Origin of the sequence: Rufibacter ruber (assembly GCF_001647275.1) — a bacterium.
Taxonomy (GTDB): domain Bacteria; phylum Bacteroidota; class Bacteroidia; order Cytophagales; family Hymenobacteraceae; genus Nibribacter; species Nibribacter ruber_C.
In genome coordinates this window covers 24,344-39,720 of sequence record NZ_LRMM01000049.1, presented here as the reverse complement: position 1 = coordinate 39,720, position 15,377 = coordinate 24,344, and the positions used below count along the sequence as shown (strand labels likewise).

Genomic DNA, 15,377 nt, shown 5'->3' with positions numbered 1-15,377 from the left:
CCCTGGTTTTGCTTTTGGCTTTGTTTAACAGAAACAGCAAAAACAGACCAGGCGGCCTTTCCCCATCTGCCTGCCATTTTCTGGCCTTTTCTGCCCAAGGGGGATTATTTTCCGGGGTACCCTATGGAAATTGACCCGCCGCTGCATCTACCAGGTAGAAACCAACAGGTTTTTGTTTTCCCCCCTGGGAAATAATCAGTTTCTTTAATGACCTAACGCTACCCCTGCCGCATGTTTCTGAAACTCTTCTCCCGCTCCAAGCCACCCAGCGACCAGGAACTGGTAGAGCAATACCAGCAAACGGGTGACGTAGACTGCGTGGGAGAACTTTTTCAGCGGTATACCGAAATGGTGTACCTGGTCTGCCTCAAATACCTCAAGCAGGAGGAGGAAAGCAAAGACGCCACCATGCAGATCTTTGAGAACCTGCTCGTTTCTCTGCGCAAACATGAGGTGGCCAACTTCAAGAGTTGGCTGCACAGCACTGCCCGCAACCATTGCCTCATGCTGCTAAGGTCCCGCCGAAACCGGCTGGAGGCCCCTTTAGACGAAAGCAATCCCGCCCAGCTGGAAACCGCCGCCTGGGCATTGACTATTACAGAACAGGAGCCGGAACAAGAGCAAATGCTGCAGGTGCTGGAGGCGGGCCTGGTCACCCTGGGCCCAGAGCAACGCATTTGCCTGGAACTGTTTTTCCTGCAACAGCAGAGCTATAAGGAAATTGCGGAGCGTACAGGGTTTGAACTGGCCAAAGTGAAGAGCCACATCCAGAACGGCAAACGCAACCTGATGATTTACATGAAGAAAAACTATGAGCAGTAACCAACTTCCGCAACTGGAAACAGAGGAACATCCTCCTTTGGAACTGCTGAGACAGTACCAGGCCCATACCCTGCCAGACCATCTGCACCACCAGATAGAACGGCACCTGCTTTCCTGTGACCTTTGCAGTGACCTGGTGGAAGGAATGACCGTGACCCCGCCCCGGCGCGTGCAGAAAGCAGTGAAAGAAACCAGAGGACGGTTAAAGAAACTGATCCAGGCAAAGAAACGCAAGAAAAGAACATTCCTGCTTCCGGTCTGGCAAACCGCGGCGGTCATTATAGTGGTGCTGCTTTGTATTGCCTTCGCGTTTTACCAGCAGTATCAGATCCAGAACCTGAAGAAAAGGCCCGGCACCACCCACGCGGCCGCTCAGGCGATACAGGTGTCTGGGCACGTGGTGAACCCGTTGGGCGAAGCGGTGGCTGGCGCTCTTGTGCTAAGTGGCAATCAGGATTCTCTGGGGGTGACAGATGCCGGGGGGGGCTTTTACGTTACGCTTCCGGCCGGTAATACCTCTCTCCTGATTCAACACCCCAGGTTCGCCGTTCAGGAGGTGTCCGTTGACCCTTCGGCTTTCCCCTTACAGATTACGTTGACCTATGAGTAACCTTTAGAACGGCCCCAGATGACGCCCGCCCTTTATCCTGTTTGGCAAGACTTGCTTTTGAACTTTACGCAGGAGGAAACGCGTATCCAGCAGTTATGGGCTGAACTGGAGGCTGCGTACTCTGGTAAAAACAGGCACTACCACACCCTGCACCATATCCAGAGTATGCTGCAGTTGGCAGAAACCCACCAGGTACGTGCACAGGGGCCGCTTCTGCTCAAGCTGGCCATTTTCTACCATGATGCGGTCTATAAAACCACCCGGAATGACAACGAGGAGAAGAGCGCCCAACTGGCCTGCCAGCGCATGAAAGGGCTGGGGCTTCCCCCTGCAGACCTTGACCAGCTGGGCCACATGATCTTGGCTACAAAGCAGCACCAGCGGCAACCGCAACCAGATACCAACCTGCTGCTTGACCTGGACTTATCCATCTTGGGGAGCGGGTGGCTTACGTATTGGGAGTACACGCAGCTAATCAGAAAAGAATACAGCGTCTACCCAGATGTTCTCTACAAACCCGGCCGAAAAAAGGTTCTGCAACATTTCCTGGACCAGGAACAGATCTTTAAAACCGGCCATTTCACCACCCTGTTTGAGGCGCAGGCGAAAGAAAACCTGAGACGGGAATTGGACATACTTGCCAGGTGACAGAAAGGCCTTACCCCAGCCGTTCACTGTGTCCCCATCTTTGGCTACCTGACCCGCTTTAGACAGGCATCTGCTTACTGATCAACAGAAGGCGAAAGAGGATTGCAGAAATATGGCAACCAGCGCACACGTTTAAGTTCCCTTAGCGCCGAACAGCAGCGTCAAAAAAAAACCCGCTCTTAGGAGCGGGTCTTTTCAGGGTTGTTTGTATATATATAATTTGTCTGTCTCTACTTTCCTTGGGCAATAGCCGGAACCCCTTGCCCGCTTTTCAAAGCCTCAAAAGCTTTCTGCTGCGCCGGGTTTAATATCAACAGCAGGGCGTTGTTGAATTTCTCTTGAATGACCGCCAGGCTGGCAGTAAGGGCGTCGCCGGTCAAAGAGGCCTGGGCAGCTTTCACCTCCTCTATTCTCACACCCTCCAGGGTCTTCACTTTTACATACTGTGCTTCATTTAACAGCAGGGCATTGGCTAACTCACGGGCCGAAGTGACAACGGTGGCCGTTGAACTGTTAGCGGGGGTATTCGCAGTAGTAACACCTGCAACAGATACGAACAGGGCGAAAGCGAGAATTACTTTTTTCATGGTGTGGAGTTCTGTGTGATTTGATGCTGCAAAGTTGCACCATAAAAACAGGCCAACGGCTCCTTTTAGACCAGTCAATCCTGCCTGAAGGCAAAGCTGGCCATTCCCTCGATCAACAGAAGCAGACACTTTATATTGCAGGATGAACAGATTCTTTTGCACGCCGAACAACTTCCCATTTTTTACTTCTATAATTCCTCCAGTATTTTTAGCATTATTGCTAAAATTTAACACAGCATGAAAGGCCAACGTAAAGCTGCTCTCGGGTTTATATTTGTCACCCTGCTCATAGATGTGATTGGGTTTGGGATCATTATTCCGGTTATCCCCAAACTGATCAGTGAGTTGATTAACGGCAGTCTGAGTGATGCCTCTGTGTACGGAGGCTGGCTTATGCTGGCCTTCTCTGTGCCGCAGTTTCTGTTCTCCCCGGTGCTGGGCAATCTCTCTGACCGCTTCGGCCGCCGACCGGTGCTGTTGTTCTCCCTCTTCGGGTTTGGGATTGACTATATTTTGCTGGCCCTGGCCCCCAGCATTGCCTGGCTTTTTGCAGGCCGTATCATAGCCGGTATCACCGGGGCCAGCATGACTACCGCCACCGCATACATTGCAGATGTGAGCACCCCAGAGAAGCGGGCGCAGAACTTTGGCATGATGGGCGCGGCTTTTGGGCTGGGGTTCATAATTGGGCCCGTAATTGGCGGGGAACTGGGACAGTATGGGGCGCGGGTACCGTTTTACGCGGCGGCCGGGCTTACTTTGTTAAACTGGCTGTACGGTTTCTTCATGCTGCCAGAATCACTGCCCAAAGATCAACGCCGGCCGTTCGTGTTCAAGCGGGCTAATCCGGTGGGTTCGCTGCTGCACCTGAAGCGCTATCCGGTGATTGCGGGCCTGGTAGGGTCGCTCATCTTTATTTACATTGCCGCCCACTCCACCCAGAGCACCTGGAGCTATGTCACCATGGAAAAATTTGGCTGGGATGAGAAAATGGTAGGCCGCTCACTGGGGTTTGTGGGGCTTATGGTGGCCATTGTGCAGGGAGGGCTCATCCGGTACATTAACCCTTGGCTGGGAAATAAGCGCTCAGTCTACTATGGGTTGGCCCTGTACGCGGTGGGGTTTCTGCTCTTTGCCTTTGCCCGGCCGGGTGGATGATGTTTGTCTTTCTGGTGCCTTACTGCCTGGGGGGGATAGCCGGCCCCGCCATTCAGGGGATTATCTCTACCCAGGTGCCCCCCAATGAACAGGGCGAATTGCAGGGCGGGCTTACCAGCCTGGTCAGCGTCACCTCTATTGTGGGCCCTCCCCTCATGACGTACCTCTTCGCTTATTTCACCGGTGGTGGAGCCGACTTGTACTTCCCTGGCGCCCCATTTCTGATGGGCGCGGTTCTGACCGTGGTGAGTGTGGTGCTGGCGGTACGGTCCCTTTCCCGGCATGACCTTCGGCTTGCCCCACCCGCCCCGCCAGCAGACCTTTTACCCCCGCCAGACGAAGCTCCGGCTGTTACCCCTGGTCTTACAGAATAGTGAGGGCTACCTGCGGTGGCCGGGCCACCACGGCTCTGTCACCGTTTACCACAATGGGGCGCTCCAGGAGGATAGGATTCTCCTGAAGTACCTGAAGCCATTGATCTGTGGTAAGGTGCTGCCCCGCATATACTTCCTTGTACAGCTTCTCCCCTTTTCTGATGAGGTCCTCCGGCCCAAGCTGAAGTTTAGCCAGTAACGCTTTAAGCTCATCTACAGAGGGCGTATCTGTAAGATAAGGGACCACCTGCACAGGCTGTCCTGAGTTCTGCAATAAGGCCAGTGCCTCCCTGCTTTTACTGCACCGGTTGTTATGGTAGATGGTGATCATGGCGGGTTCCTTAGGGCTGGAAGATTACTTTCCCCGCCAAAAGATCTGCACCAGTTCTTTCGCGAACCTGGCACCCTCTTTTTGCGGGGGCACTTCATTTATTGTTTTCCAAAGATAAGCCGGTTGGTTTATATTCAGATAAACTCGCTTCAGTTTTCAAAACAGGCAGCACCATCTCACTGTTTCGTTTTACTTGCCTGAGTACTTACAAGCTAATGATGATAACCCCATGCCTACCCTCAGGCCCGCGGCCTGTACCGGTGCAATTCCTCCTGTGAAACGGAGGGTAGCAGCTTTGCCTGTTAGAGCTTGTCTATATTGGTTTTTCAGGCCAAAACGTGTAAACAATAGGCTCTGGCAGCATTTTCAGACAGCATAACAGCGCTATGGTGCGAGTCAACCGCCAGATCAGGTTCTTCTGATGCCTGAAATGCAAACATGTTCATATAGCGTATGGGAGAAGATCACGGCCTCCCGTGTTTGAGGGGGCTACCGGAGCCAAGGCATTTAAAAAGACAATGATGTTAAATAAGTCTTTTAAAAACCATGGAAAGACCAATAGCAGTGGGTGAGGGCAAAGACCAGCCTTTTAAACGTGCTGAAAACGAAGAGATTTCTGCTTGCTGCTACCAGTTTCAAAACCCCGGCCCTTTCTCCCGCCCCTAACGTTTCCTAATTATTATTTTTCTTTAAAAAGTATTCGTCATACCTACCTTTTTACTATTTCTGAAGTATAAGGAATAGGTATCTGTGTGTTCTTCTCAGCGCAAGCAGGTTACCTGACAGCAAGCGACACTTGTACTATTACTGACTACTTATAGAAAATTAAATACGAATGATCTACTTTGTTATGAACAAGGGTCCTATTACGCTAGAGCAAAATCAGCAGTACCAGGTACAGCTGTTTCCCCAAGACCACATACTGATGCACACCTGGGTGCAGGCACCAAGCTCCCGGGAATATCAGGAGGGCTACAGGCGGTACCTTGATTTCATTGGCCAGTACCGCATAAAAAAAATTGTGTCAGACAGCCGCGCCCGGGGGTACTCCTTACCAGAAGACCACCTCTGGATTACACACTATCTGGTTCCTAACCTCTGTGACAAAGACATAAGGCAACTGGCGTTGGTGGTGCCTGAAGACCCCAACCATGCCCGGGAGCTGGAGTCCTGCCTCATGACCGGCGATGCCTGCTATGAACTCAAATTTTTTCATACCACCGCAGATGCCCTGGACTGGCTGAGGTCTTCTTCCAGTAGTTTCCCCCAGTGGGCGGTTGCCTAGGGTAGCTTCTATGACCTGACTTACGGGTGGCTGGGGTTTGGCCAGCGGAAAGGGCCGGATCAAATTCTGCAAAATAGTTTCTGCCTCACAGCAGGATTTCTGTATCTGGCCAATAAGAGCCTACGGGGTTACTTTCCAGGGTACGTTTAGTTCCCAAAGAACCGCTGCCAACCGCAACCTCCAGGTGCGCCCACTTTGGGGGGCAGGTTGCTTCCCAGCCAAGCCCTGTGATCTGCACCTATCAAAGCGTGCTGTTTTTTGAAAAACAGCCCAAAAACGCTTTTGGCGCTGACCCTCTTCCGCAAGGCGGAAAAACCATTGATTTTATTTTCTTTCCGGGAACCGGCCGGTCATCTGCCGTTCCACCATCCAGTTGGGGTAGCCGGTGTCATGCTGGCTGGCCTGGTTGATCTGCTGAATTTCTTCTGGAGACAGGTGCACCTGCGTTGAATGAATGTTTGATTTGAGCTGCTCTACTTTTTTGGCACCTATAATAGTACTGGTCACTCCTTTCTGCTGCCGTACCCATGCCAGCGTCACCTCTGCCGCAGACACATGGTGCCTCTGGCCTATCTCTTTCAGCACGTCAATGATGTCATAGGCTTTCTCTTTGTCAATGATGGGGAAGTCAAAGGTATCACGCCGTGACTCGCCCCCGGTGTTGGTCTGCTCCCGGGTGTATTTGCCTGACAGAAAACCACCTGCCAGCGGGCTCCAGGGCAGAAATGCCAGGCTCTGGTCCAGCGCCAGCGGCAGCAGGTCTCTCTCTGCGTCTCGGTTGGCGGGTGTATAAAAATACTGCATGGCTTTGAAGCGGTGCCAGCCGTGCTGCCGGGCAATGCCAATGGCTTTCATAACCATCCAGGCGGGCCAGTTGCAAACGCCTACGTAGCGCACTTTCCCGGTCATGACCACGTCATGCAGCGTCTGCACAATCTGCTCTACCGGCGTGGCAACATCAACCCCGTGCACGTACAGCAGGTCAATGTGGTCTGTCTGCAGGCGCTTCAGACTGGCGTCTACTGACTGGAAAACGTGGTACCGGGAGAGCCCCTGCTGGTTCACGCCCTCGCCCATTTTACCGCGCACCTTGGTGGCGATGAACAGGTCATGGCGGTTGGCGCCCATCTGTTTGAGCCCTTCGCCCAGCAGCTGCTCGCTCTGCCCAAACGAGTACACGTTGGCGGTGTCAATAAAGTTGATGCCCGCATCTATAGAATGTTTGAGCAGCTCCTTGACCTCGTCTTGCTGCAGTTTGCCAATGTGCGACCACATGCCCGCGTTGTCGCCGCCAAAGGTCATGGCCCCCAGGCAAAGCTCAGAGACCAGCACGCCGGTGTCGCCTAAAAGAGTATAGTTCATAGTTCAATGGGTTTGGAGTGAAGTCTCCTCTGTTGAACGAATTTAGTGGAAACCAGATGGTTGTAAAAGCAATTATTACCAAACAGCTTGGTCACTTTCAGGAAACCGGGTCCAGAGACAGCAGGCGTTTTAGGGCTGTTTTCCAGAAAACAGGCTAAAAACAGAAATTCCCCGCTTGCCACTGTCCAGGGTGCGCGGGGTCCGGCCTCTGCCCCGCTGCCCTGCCCCTTCTTTAAGGTCTGTTTAATAAAAGGCCCGGCCTGCGCCCGAAGGGAATTTACTGAAAAGCTCCCCTGTTTCCCGCTCCCTGCCGGCAAGTGGGGCTGCTTTCGGCCACAGGCCGCAGGCGGGAGAAAAGAGGCAGAACAACGTGGCTTTCAGCCGAAAACAGCCTACGCGAACAAGGGCGAAAGGCCTCCCGTTAAGCGGGTATCTGGGGCAACAACCCGGGTAAACAGCCGCTGCCCAGGCCGCCTCCGCGCCACGGGCGTTTATGGGCTACTTTTTCCAAAACAGGTCCAAACCAGATGCCCAGCCGCATGTTCACTGTTTGGTTCTTGCTTTCAACGGTGTCTTTCTAAAAAAGAAGTAGCGAATCATAACAATATTGTAGACGGCTTGACCAACCAGAAAAAGAAACGCTCTGCATTTGCTACCTTCCCTGTAGAATAACCAGCCAACGTAGCGGCTATAACCAGAGGCAACCCATGAGAAAAATTCTGTCTGTTCTCTTTTTCATTTTTGCGGCACTCAGCGCACCGGCCCAGTCTAAAAAAACCAACATCATCTTAATTCTGGCTGATGACCTGGGCCTGACAGATTTGGGCTGCTACGGAAGTAGTTTCTACGAGACCCCCAACCTGGATAAACTGGCGGCCTCGGGCATGCGGTTCACCAACGCATATTCTGCCTGCACCGTCTGCTCGCCCACCCGGGCGGCGCTCATGACCGGCAAATCACCGGCCCGCCTGCACCTCACTGACTGGATTGCCGGCCAGAACATGCCGTACGCCAAACTGCAGGTGCCAGACTGGACCATGTTCCTGCCACTAGACGAAACCACCCTGGCCGAAGTGCTCAAAACACAGGGCTACGCCACCGGCGCCATGGGCAAGTGGCACCTGGGCCGCGACAAGAAATACGGGCCGGAGCACCAGGGCTTTGATGTGTACGTGGAGGGCCAGAACGCCAAAGAGCGCACAGACCCCAACGCGGGTGGCAAAGACACCAAAGAGCTCACAGATGCCGCTCTGAACTTCATCACCGAGAAAAAAAGCAGTCCTTTTTTTGTGTACCTGCCCTACTACGCCGTGCACACGCCGTTGCAGGCCAGGCAAACCGATATTGACTATTTCAAAGCCAAAAAAGCCACGGGTGAGCAGCAGAACCCCACCTACGCGGGCATGATCAAAGAGCTGGATGAGAACGTGGGCCGCGTAATAGACCACCTCAAAAAGCTGAACCTGGAGAAAAACACGCTGGTCATCTTCACCAGCGACAACGGCGGCCTCATTGGCGCCAGAAACACCGAGAAGCAGATCACCTCCAACCTGCCCTACCGCGCCGGCAAAGGCGGGCCCTATGAGGGCGGTGTGCGCATTCCGGCCATCTTCTCATGGCCCGGCAAGATAAAACCCGGCACTACCTCAGAAGAGCCTATCATCAGCATGGACCTGTTCAACACCCTGGCGGCCGTGGCTGGCGCCACAGACGTGAAAACCTATGACGGGGCCAACTTTCTGCCGGTGCTCACCGGGGCTCCCTATCAAAAGCCGCTGCATGCCCAGCTGTACTGGCATTACCCCCACTACCACCGGGGCGGTTCTACCATGTACAGCGCGGTGCTAGAAGGAAACAAGCGCCTGGTCTACCACTATGAAACCGGCCAGAAAGAGTACTTTGACCTGTCTACCGACATAAGCGAGCAGAAAGACCTCTACGCCACCCACCCCAAAGACGCAGAGGCTCTGTACCGTAAGCTTCAAACCTGGCTCACCCAGAGCAACGCCCAACTCCCTTCGCCCAACCCTACTTATGATGAAGCCAAGAAGAACGTACAAGCTAAGGGCAAGGAAGACTAGGAAAAGACAGGTTTCCCACACACCCCAAACGCGCCTATGAAAGCAAGGCCTCAGGAACAGCTTCTGCTCTGTTGCAGCCGCCGGTGAACCCATTCTACCGTTTATCCAAGTTAAGGGTACCACTGCCCTGGCCGCTTTTAGCCCGCAGGGCTGCGCCCTAGGCAGTGGCAGCAAAAAGCGGTTTTCTATTTTGGGGCTGTTTTCCCAAAAACAGCCCCAAAAACGCATGCCCTTTCCGCAAAAAAAAGTTTACTTAACCTGTCATATTTCAGGGGATGCGCCCACTAATCTGGTGTACCGGCCAATTCTCTGCCCATGGAACCACCACAACCAGAAACGCTTTTCCTGCAACTCCTGGAAACCGACAAAGACCGCCTCTTCCGGATTTGCCGCTCCTATGCGCGTGACCAGGCAGAAGCCCAGGACCTGTTCCAGGAAACCGTACTCCAGATCTGGAAGTCGCTGCCCACGTTCAGGGGCCAGGCGCAGGTGCGCACCTGGGTCTACCGCATCACCCTGAATGTCTGCTGGCAGGCCCGGCACAAAAGCCAGAAGGAGCAGAAAAAGAAAGTACAGCTAGACAGCATCCGGTTTGAGAACCTGCCAGAGGTTTCGGCAGAGCCGGAAAAGGAGGCGCAGCTCCAGGCCCTGCAGGCTTGCATCCAGAAACTCAACGAGACTGACCGCTCACTGGTGCTGCTGTACCTGGAAGACGTGCCCTACAAGGAAATTGCCACCGTCACCGGCCTCACTGAAAACCACGTGGCCGTGAAAATGAAACGCATCAGAGAGAAACTGTTCACCTGTTTACAACCAACATTATGCTAGACCAGGATCTGAAAAACCTTTGGCAGAAGGGGCCTTCGCCAAGCCAGATACACCTCAACCAGGAGGTCTTGTTACAGGAAATAAGGGCTGAGGCTACGGCAACAGACCAAAAGATTAAAACCCGTGACCGGCGGGAAATTGGGGTGGCGTTGGTGGTACTACCGGTGTTTGCGCTCACCGCCTGGCTCATGCCCTTCCCGTTGACCAAACTGGGTGCCGGGCTGGTGATCCCGTGGTGCCTGCTCATTGTCTTTCAGTTAAAGCGCGCCCGCCAGAACCGGGTTCAGGATTTTTCGGCCCCGCTCCAGGAGTATCTGCACCAGTACCGCCAGTACCTGCTGCGGCAGGCGCAGCTCCTGAAGAGCGCCTGGTATTGGTACATTCTCCCGTTCACCGTGTGCATGGTGTTGTTTATCTGTGGTTTCCCGTTAAGCCTGGGGAAGATGATCTTCAATCTGGGGATTATCCTGGGCATGAGTGTATTTATTTACCTGGCCAACCGCCACGCCCTTAAGCACGAGCTGCAACCCCTCCTGATAAAAGTGGAGCGCGCGCTATCTGCCCTAAAGGAGTAAATATGCCTAAGTAAGCAGAGAAACCGCTCTGTTCTCCTGCATAGATCCTGCGGGCCAGCCAGGAACGCCTTGCTGGTTGACGCCCCTCCTGCACATGTTCGCTGATCTTTTTCTCAGGGGGAAGAAAGTAGAAGAAGAAACTGCTCCTGCCTTTTTACAAGAAAGCCATCACAAAAAAGACACGGGTGCAAGAGAGACCTCCTTCCTGTTTTTGGCCTGTTTTGAGAAAAACAGGCCGAAAACAGGAAACAGCCTACTGCCACTAGTGGGAGAATTACTTCCTGTCACAAGCGGGGTCTGCGCCTTACTGGGGGCCGCCTCATCTGTTTTTGGGCTACTTTCAAAAAAGCAGGCTAAAAACAGAAAGACAGGACCCGCTGTACCGGCAGCCGTGAGTTTGCCCCGCCACCAGCCCGCAGGTCTGGCCGTACCACGTACCTGAAAAGCCACTCCACCTTTTGGCGACGGTTGCTGGGCAGCCCACCCCATTTCTGAATAAAAAAAGCAGCGGTCTGGCCAAATGCCAGCCGCTGCTTTCCTGGGTACGTGATGTTCCCCTTTATTTTTTGTAGATTCTGCACACGTAGCCGCCGCCGGGGGCCATGGAGATCTTCAGTTTCCGGTTCTGCGGCACCTCTACGGTCTGGTGCACGTAATCTGAGGCCAGCTTGTCTGCGTTCACCCCGTCTTTGAAAACCTCGGCCTGGAAAGAACCTTCGCCCAGGAAGGACAGGTCCAGCTCCAGGTCACGGGCATCCCAGTTGGTAAGGGCACCTACGTACCACTCGTTCCCCTTGCGGCGGGCAATGGCTATGTGCTCTCCTATCTTTCCGTCCAGCGCCACTGTGTTGTCCCATACTTCCGGCACCGCCGAAATAAAAGCCGTGCTTTCTTTCTCTTTCATATAGTTGGTGGGGCTGTCTGCCAGCATGTTCAGGGGGGCCTCATACACCACGTACATGGCCAGCTGGCGCACGCGGGTGCCCTGGCTCATAGGCTCTGAGTACACGGGGCGGTAATTGGCCTTGGTGGCGTTGCGCATGGCGCCCTGGGTATAATCAATGGGCCCGGCCAGCATTCTAATGTACGGCATGGTCACGTCATAGGTCACCTGGTCAACATCAGGGTCAGACCACTTCATCTGTTCCAGGCCGTGCACGCCTTCAAAATTGATCACGTTGGGGTACGTGCGCTGCAGGCCGGTAGGTTTATAGGCGCCGTGAAAGTCTATGAGCATCTTGTATTTAGCCCCAATCTCAGCCGCCCGGTTGTAAAATTCTACCGCCTGCTGGTCGTCGCGGTCCATGAAATCAACCTTGAACCCCTTCACGCCCATGCTGGCATAATGGCGCGTCACGTTCTCCATGTCCCGGTCAAAGGCGTGGTAGCCCGCCCAAAGGATAATGTCTACCTTCTTCTGTCTGGCATAGCTGACAATTTCTTTCAAATCAATCTCAGGAATCACCTTCAGTAGATCTGCCTGCAGTTTTACCGCCCAGCCTTCATCTAAAATGACATATTGTATCTTGTTTGCCGCCGCAAAGTCAATGTAGTGTTTGTAGGTGGCGTTGTTGATGCCAGACTTGAAGTCCACCCCGCCAATGTTCCAGGCGTTCCACCAGTCCCAGGCCACTTTTCCCGGTTTGATCCAGGACACGTCTTTCACCCGTGACGGCGAAGCCAGTTTGTACACCATATCACTGTCTGCCAGCTCTTTGTCCTGTGACGAGATTACCAGGGTGCGCCACGGGAACAGGCGCGTGCCCTTGGCTTTGGCAATAAAGTTCTCCCGCTCCTTCACCAGCAGCTGTAGCTGGTTGTGCCCGCCCTGCTCCACCTTTTTAGGGTAGGGCGCAAACACCCCTTTCAAGGAGGTGCCGCCATTCTGGTTGGCCAGGAACATGCCCGGGTAATTCTCCAGATCAGCCTCAGTGATGACCACCTTCTTTTTGGGGGTAACCTCTACCGCCAGCGGAAGAAACGCCAGCCGCTTAGGGTCCAGCTTAGACAAAGGGCTGTGAATGTAGGTGTTTTCAAACGAGTTCCAGAACTGAGACTCAATAGAGGACTTCTTCTCTGTAGACGTTTTCTTTTCCAGTTTCACGTAGGGCACAATGGCCGTCTGGTCAGCCGGAAAGTGGAAGGTGGCTTCTTCTCCCTCTACCACGAAGTCTTTCTTTTTAGAAGTTGCAAACCGGTAGGCCACCCCGTCATTGTAAGCCCTGAAAATTACGCGGTAGTCGCCCTTGAAAGTCAGGACCAGTTCATTATACTGATCGTTGATCATAGCCCGCTTGTACACTGGCGCCTGAATGGTCTGGTTGACGGCAGTTTTCTGGGCTTTCTGCAGCTTTGGCTGAGCGCCCAGGGTTTCGCCGCCGGCCAGTTTCATTGAAATGGGAGAGGGTGCAAGTACTACGTCTGCCTCATGGCGCACGCCGTAGGTGATTTTGTCTTTGAGGTCTACCGTTACTGTGATTTTCCCGTCTGGGGAGAGAAGGGTGTGTTGTTGCTGGGCCGAAGCAGAGAGTCCTACGCTTACCATCAGGATCAGAAACAAAAGTCTATACATCATGCAGGGGTGGTTGGTGAGAAATAGCTCTCAACTTACAAAGAATAGGCTGGAGATGAAAGAAAAGTTTGCCTGTTCTCCTTCTGCTGGGCTTTTTTTAACGCTTCAAACCCACTACCGCCAAGAATCCAGTAGGCACTCTTGCACCGCTTCGCCACCTTTATTTCAAGATACCAGAAGTAAGTTTAAGCCGGGAACCCAGCCTAACTACCACCCCTTCAAAATGGCGCACAGCTGTTGTTGCCGTCTTTCGCTAAGAGCGCTTGTTGATGAACTTAAAGGAAAAGGAGCAATGGCAGACTCCTGCAATGTTGACTTGCAACATGTAAGATGAATGTAAACATGCTCTAAGAGCCAAGGGTATGTCAGGAGTTAAGTCTTTCTGTTTTTGGCCTGTTTTCAGAAAAACAGGCCAAAAACAGCAGGGGCCGGGTCTTTTGACCCGGCCCCTGCTGTAAAACTCCACTATCGGCAAAGCCGAAGGGAGGTTAGTCAACCCCTCCTTTGCGGGTGGGGCTTCTCTGCTCAGGCCACTTCATTGGCTCACCGGTTCTTTGATTAACCGGCAGCACAATGCGCTCGCGCGAAGTCTTGGCCGGGTCTTCGCTGGCCATGTAGGCTAAAATAGCGGTTAAGATGGCGTTGCTGCGCACATCATCAAACACTATTTTGTCATAGGTGTCACGGTTGGTGTGCCAGGTGTAGTTGAAGTAAGACCAGTTGAGGGAGCTTAATGAGAACGCAGGGGCACCGGCCGCCACAAAAGAGGCATAGTCAGAGCCGCCGCCGCCCGGTGAGCCGGGGAAGTTGGTCTCAATCTGGCTTCTGATGTCAGAAGGCACTTTGGCCAGCCAGCGGCCCAGGTAGTCATAGGCATGCAAAAAACCCTGTCCGGAGATGTTCACCACGCGGCCGGTCCCGTTGTCCTGGTTGAACAGCGCCTGCACGTTCTTCACAATCTCCGGGTGGTCTTCAACAAAGGCGCGGGAACCGTTCAGCCCCTGCTCCTCACTGCCCCAGTGGCCTACCAGAATGGTACGCTTGGGGTTAGGGTACAGCTTTTTGAGAATGCGCATGGCCTCCATCATGACAATGGTGCCGGTGGCGTTGTCAGTGGCGCCAGAGCCGCCGTCCCAGGAGTCAAAGTGCGCCGAAAGGATCACGTACTCGTCTGGTTTCTCTGTTCCCTTGATCTCAGCAATGGTATTGAAGGCGGGCTGCATGCCCAGCTCCTTGGCCTCAGTCTTGATGCTCAGCTTGGGTTTCTGACCAGACTCAGTGAGGCGGTAGACCAGGCCGTAATCTTCCAGGGCTATGTCTACGGCGGGAATTTTCTTGGTATAGGCACTGAAGATCTTGTTCACCCCAAAACCGTTTGACCAGTTAGAGGTGACAATTCCGGCCGCACCGGCTTTCTCCAGGGCGGCGGGCAGGGTGCGGCTGGTGTAGCCCATTTTCTTGAAGCGGGCATTCCAGGCATTGGTCTGGGCGGTGCGCTCCTGCTTCATTTTCTCAAAAGATTCTTTGGTGGCAAACTCCTGCCAGTTGTAGTCTGGTCTGCCGGTGGCCTGGGGCATAGAGATGAGCACCAGCTTGCCTTTCACGTTGGGCAGCCACTTCTGGAACGCCAGGGAATCAGCGGGGTCTGGCAGCACAATGGTTTCAGCTACCAACGGTTTGTTGCCTTTGGTGGCGGGGCTCCAGGCCAATTGCATGCCTTCTAAGGATCTTACCCGCGGGTGCACCAGGTCAATGTGGGAGATGCCCCGTTGCCAGCCGCGCCACTCGCCCCACTTCTCATTTCTGGCCGAAATACCCCAGCCTTTGTATTTTTCAACCGCCCAGTTGTGCGCCTGCATCATCTGCGGGCTGCCTACCAGGCGCGGGCCAATCACGTCTACCAGCTCATGGGCCAGTTTTTCAAGCTGTGAGTTTTGGTTGGCTTCTTTGACAATGTTGGCCACCATGGGGTCTTGCTTCTGCTGGGCCTGTACCAGCGGCGCCGACAACATACAAGACAGGAGCAGGGACCGGGAAAAGGCACGGGCGCCTCTCCAACGGGAAGAGATTAATTCGGTTTTCATGGGGCTAATATAGGAAACATGCCCGCACCCAAACAAGGATTTGCCATCTTTCAGAACGTG

General features: G+C 53.7%; 12 protein-coding genes and 1 pseudogene. 8 read left to right on the top strand and 5 right to left on the bottom strand.

Annotated elements, in window-relative coordinates; translation table 11 throughout:
* Positions 1-231: 231 nt before the first annotated feature.
* The 3 genes from A8O25_RS16205 to A8O25_RS16195 are packed head-to-tail and all read left to right on the top strand — an operon-like array spanning position 232 to position 2,080.
* The gene (locus tag A8O25_RS16205; RefSeq protein ID WP_066836792.1) at positions 232-822 is read left to right on the top strand and encodes an RNA polymerase sigma factor; all 591 of its coding nucleotides are present in this window, start codon (positions 232-234) and stop codon (positions 820-822) included.
* The gene (locus A8O25_RS16200) at positions 812-1,432 is read left to right on the top strand and encodes a carboxypeptidase-like regulatory domain-containing protein (RefSeq protein WP_066836791.1); all 621 of its coding nucleotides are present in this window, start codon (positions 812-814) and stop codon (positions 1,430-1,432) included. The genes A8O25_RS16205 and A8O25_RS16200 overlap by 11 nt, the downstream gene beginning before the upstream one ends.
* 18 nt (positions 1,433-1,450) lie before the next feature.
* A complete protein-coding gene (locus tag A8O25_RS16195) occupies positions 1,451-2,080 on the top strand; it encodes an HD domain-containing protein (protein WP_066836788.1) in 630 nt (209 codons plus the stop codon).
* Positions 2,081-2,310: 230 nt separating this feature from the next.
* Here A8O25_RS16195 and A8O25_RS23050 read toward each other — a convergent pair whose 3' ends face one another.
* Positions 2,311-2,901: a hypothetical protein gene (locus A8O25_RS23050; protein WP_153042795.1), complete on the bottom strand. Its 591-nt coding sequence runs from the start codon at positions 2,899-2,901 to the stop codon at positions 2,311-2,313.
* A 3-nt stretch (positions 2,902-2,904) separates the two neighbouring features.
* On the opposite strand from A8O25_RS23050, the pseudogene A8O25_RS16185 reads away from it, so the two are divergent.
* Positions 2,905-4,199, top strand: a pseudogene (locus A8O25_RS16185) (TCR/Tet family MFS transporter).
* Here A8O25_RS16185 and arsC read toward each other — a convergent pair.
* A complete protein-coding gene (gene arsC / locus A8O25_RS16180; RefSeq protein WP_066836781.1) occupies positions 4,189-4,530 on the bottom strand; it encodes an arsenate reductase (glutaredoxin) in 342 nt (113 codons plus the stop codon). The pseudogene A8O25_RS16185 and the gene arsC sit on opposite strands and share 11 nt — an antisense overlap.
* An 835-nt stretch (positions 4,531-5,365) precedes the next feature.
* On the opposite strand from arsC, the gene A8O25_RS16175 reads away from it, so the two are divergent.
* Positions 5,366-5,815: a hypothetical protein gene (locus A8O25_RS16175; protein ID WP_066836778.1), complete on the top strand. Its 450-nt coding sequence runs from the start codon at positions 5,366-5,368 to the stop codon at positions 5,813-5,815.
* Positions 5,816-6,139: 324 nt separating this feature from the next.
* Here the strand turns inward: A8O25_RS16175 and A8O25_RS16170 are convergent, their stop codons facing one another.
* Positions 6,140-7,177, bottom strand: coding sequence for an aldo/keto reductase (locus A8O25_RS16170; protein ID WP_066836776.1), 1,038 nt, complete (start codon positions 7,175-7,177; stop codon positions 6,140-6,142).
* 707 nt (positions 7,178-7,884) lie between these two features.
* Here A8O25_RS16170 and A8O25_RS16160 point away from each other — a divergent pair.
* From A8O25_RS16160 to A8O25_RS16150, 3 genes are all read left to right on the top strand, one after another.
* Positions 7,885-9,258 (top strand): sulfatase, encoded by a 1,374-nt coding sequence (locus A8O25_RS16160; protein WP_066836772.1) that lies wholly within the window; start codon positions 7,885-7,887, stop codon positions 9,256-9,258.
* 315 nt (positions 9,259-9,573) lie between these two features.
* A complete protein-coding gene (locus A8O25_RS16155; RefSeq protein WP_066836769.1) occupies positions 9,574-10,086 on the top strand; it encodes an RNA polymerase sigma factor in 513 nt (170 codons plus the stop codon).
* On the top strand, positions 10,080-10,661 hold the full coding sequence (locus A8O25_RS16150; protein WP_066836766.1) for a hypothetical protein: 582 nt from the start codon (positions 10,080-10,082) through the stop codon (positions 10,659-10,661). The genes A8O25_RS16155 and A8O25_RS16150 overlap by 7 nt, the downstream gene beginning before the upstream one ends.
* A 559-nt stretch (positions 10,662-11,220) precedes the next feature.
* Here A8O25_RS16150 and A8O25_RS16140 read toward each other — a convergent pair.
* Complete coding sequence (locus A8O25_RS16140) at positions 11,221-13,236, bottom strand: glycoside hydrolase family 97 protein (RefSeq protein WP_066836760.1); 2,016 nt, start codon at positions 13,234-13,236, stop codon at positions 11,221-11,223.
* 485 nt (positions 13,237-13,721) lie between these two features.
* Positions 13,722-15,317 carry a M20/M25/M40 family metallo-hydrolase gene (locus A8O25_RS16135; protein WP_082893697.1) on the bottom strand — a complete coding sequence of 532 codons (1,596 nt, stop codon included), beginning with the start codon at positions 15,315-15,317 and terminating at the stop codon, positions 13,722-13,724.
* Between the last annotated feature and the right edge of the window lie 60 nt (positions 15,318-15,377).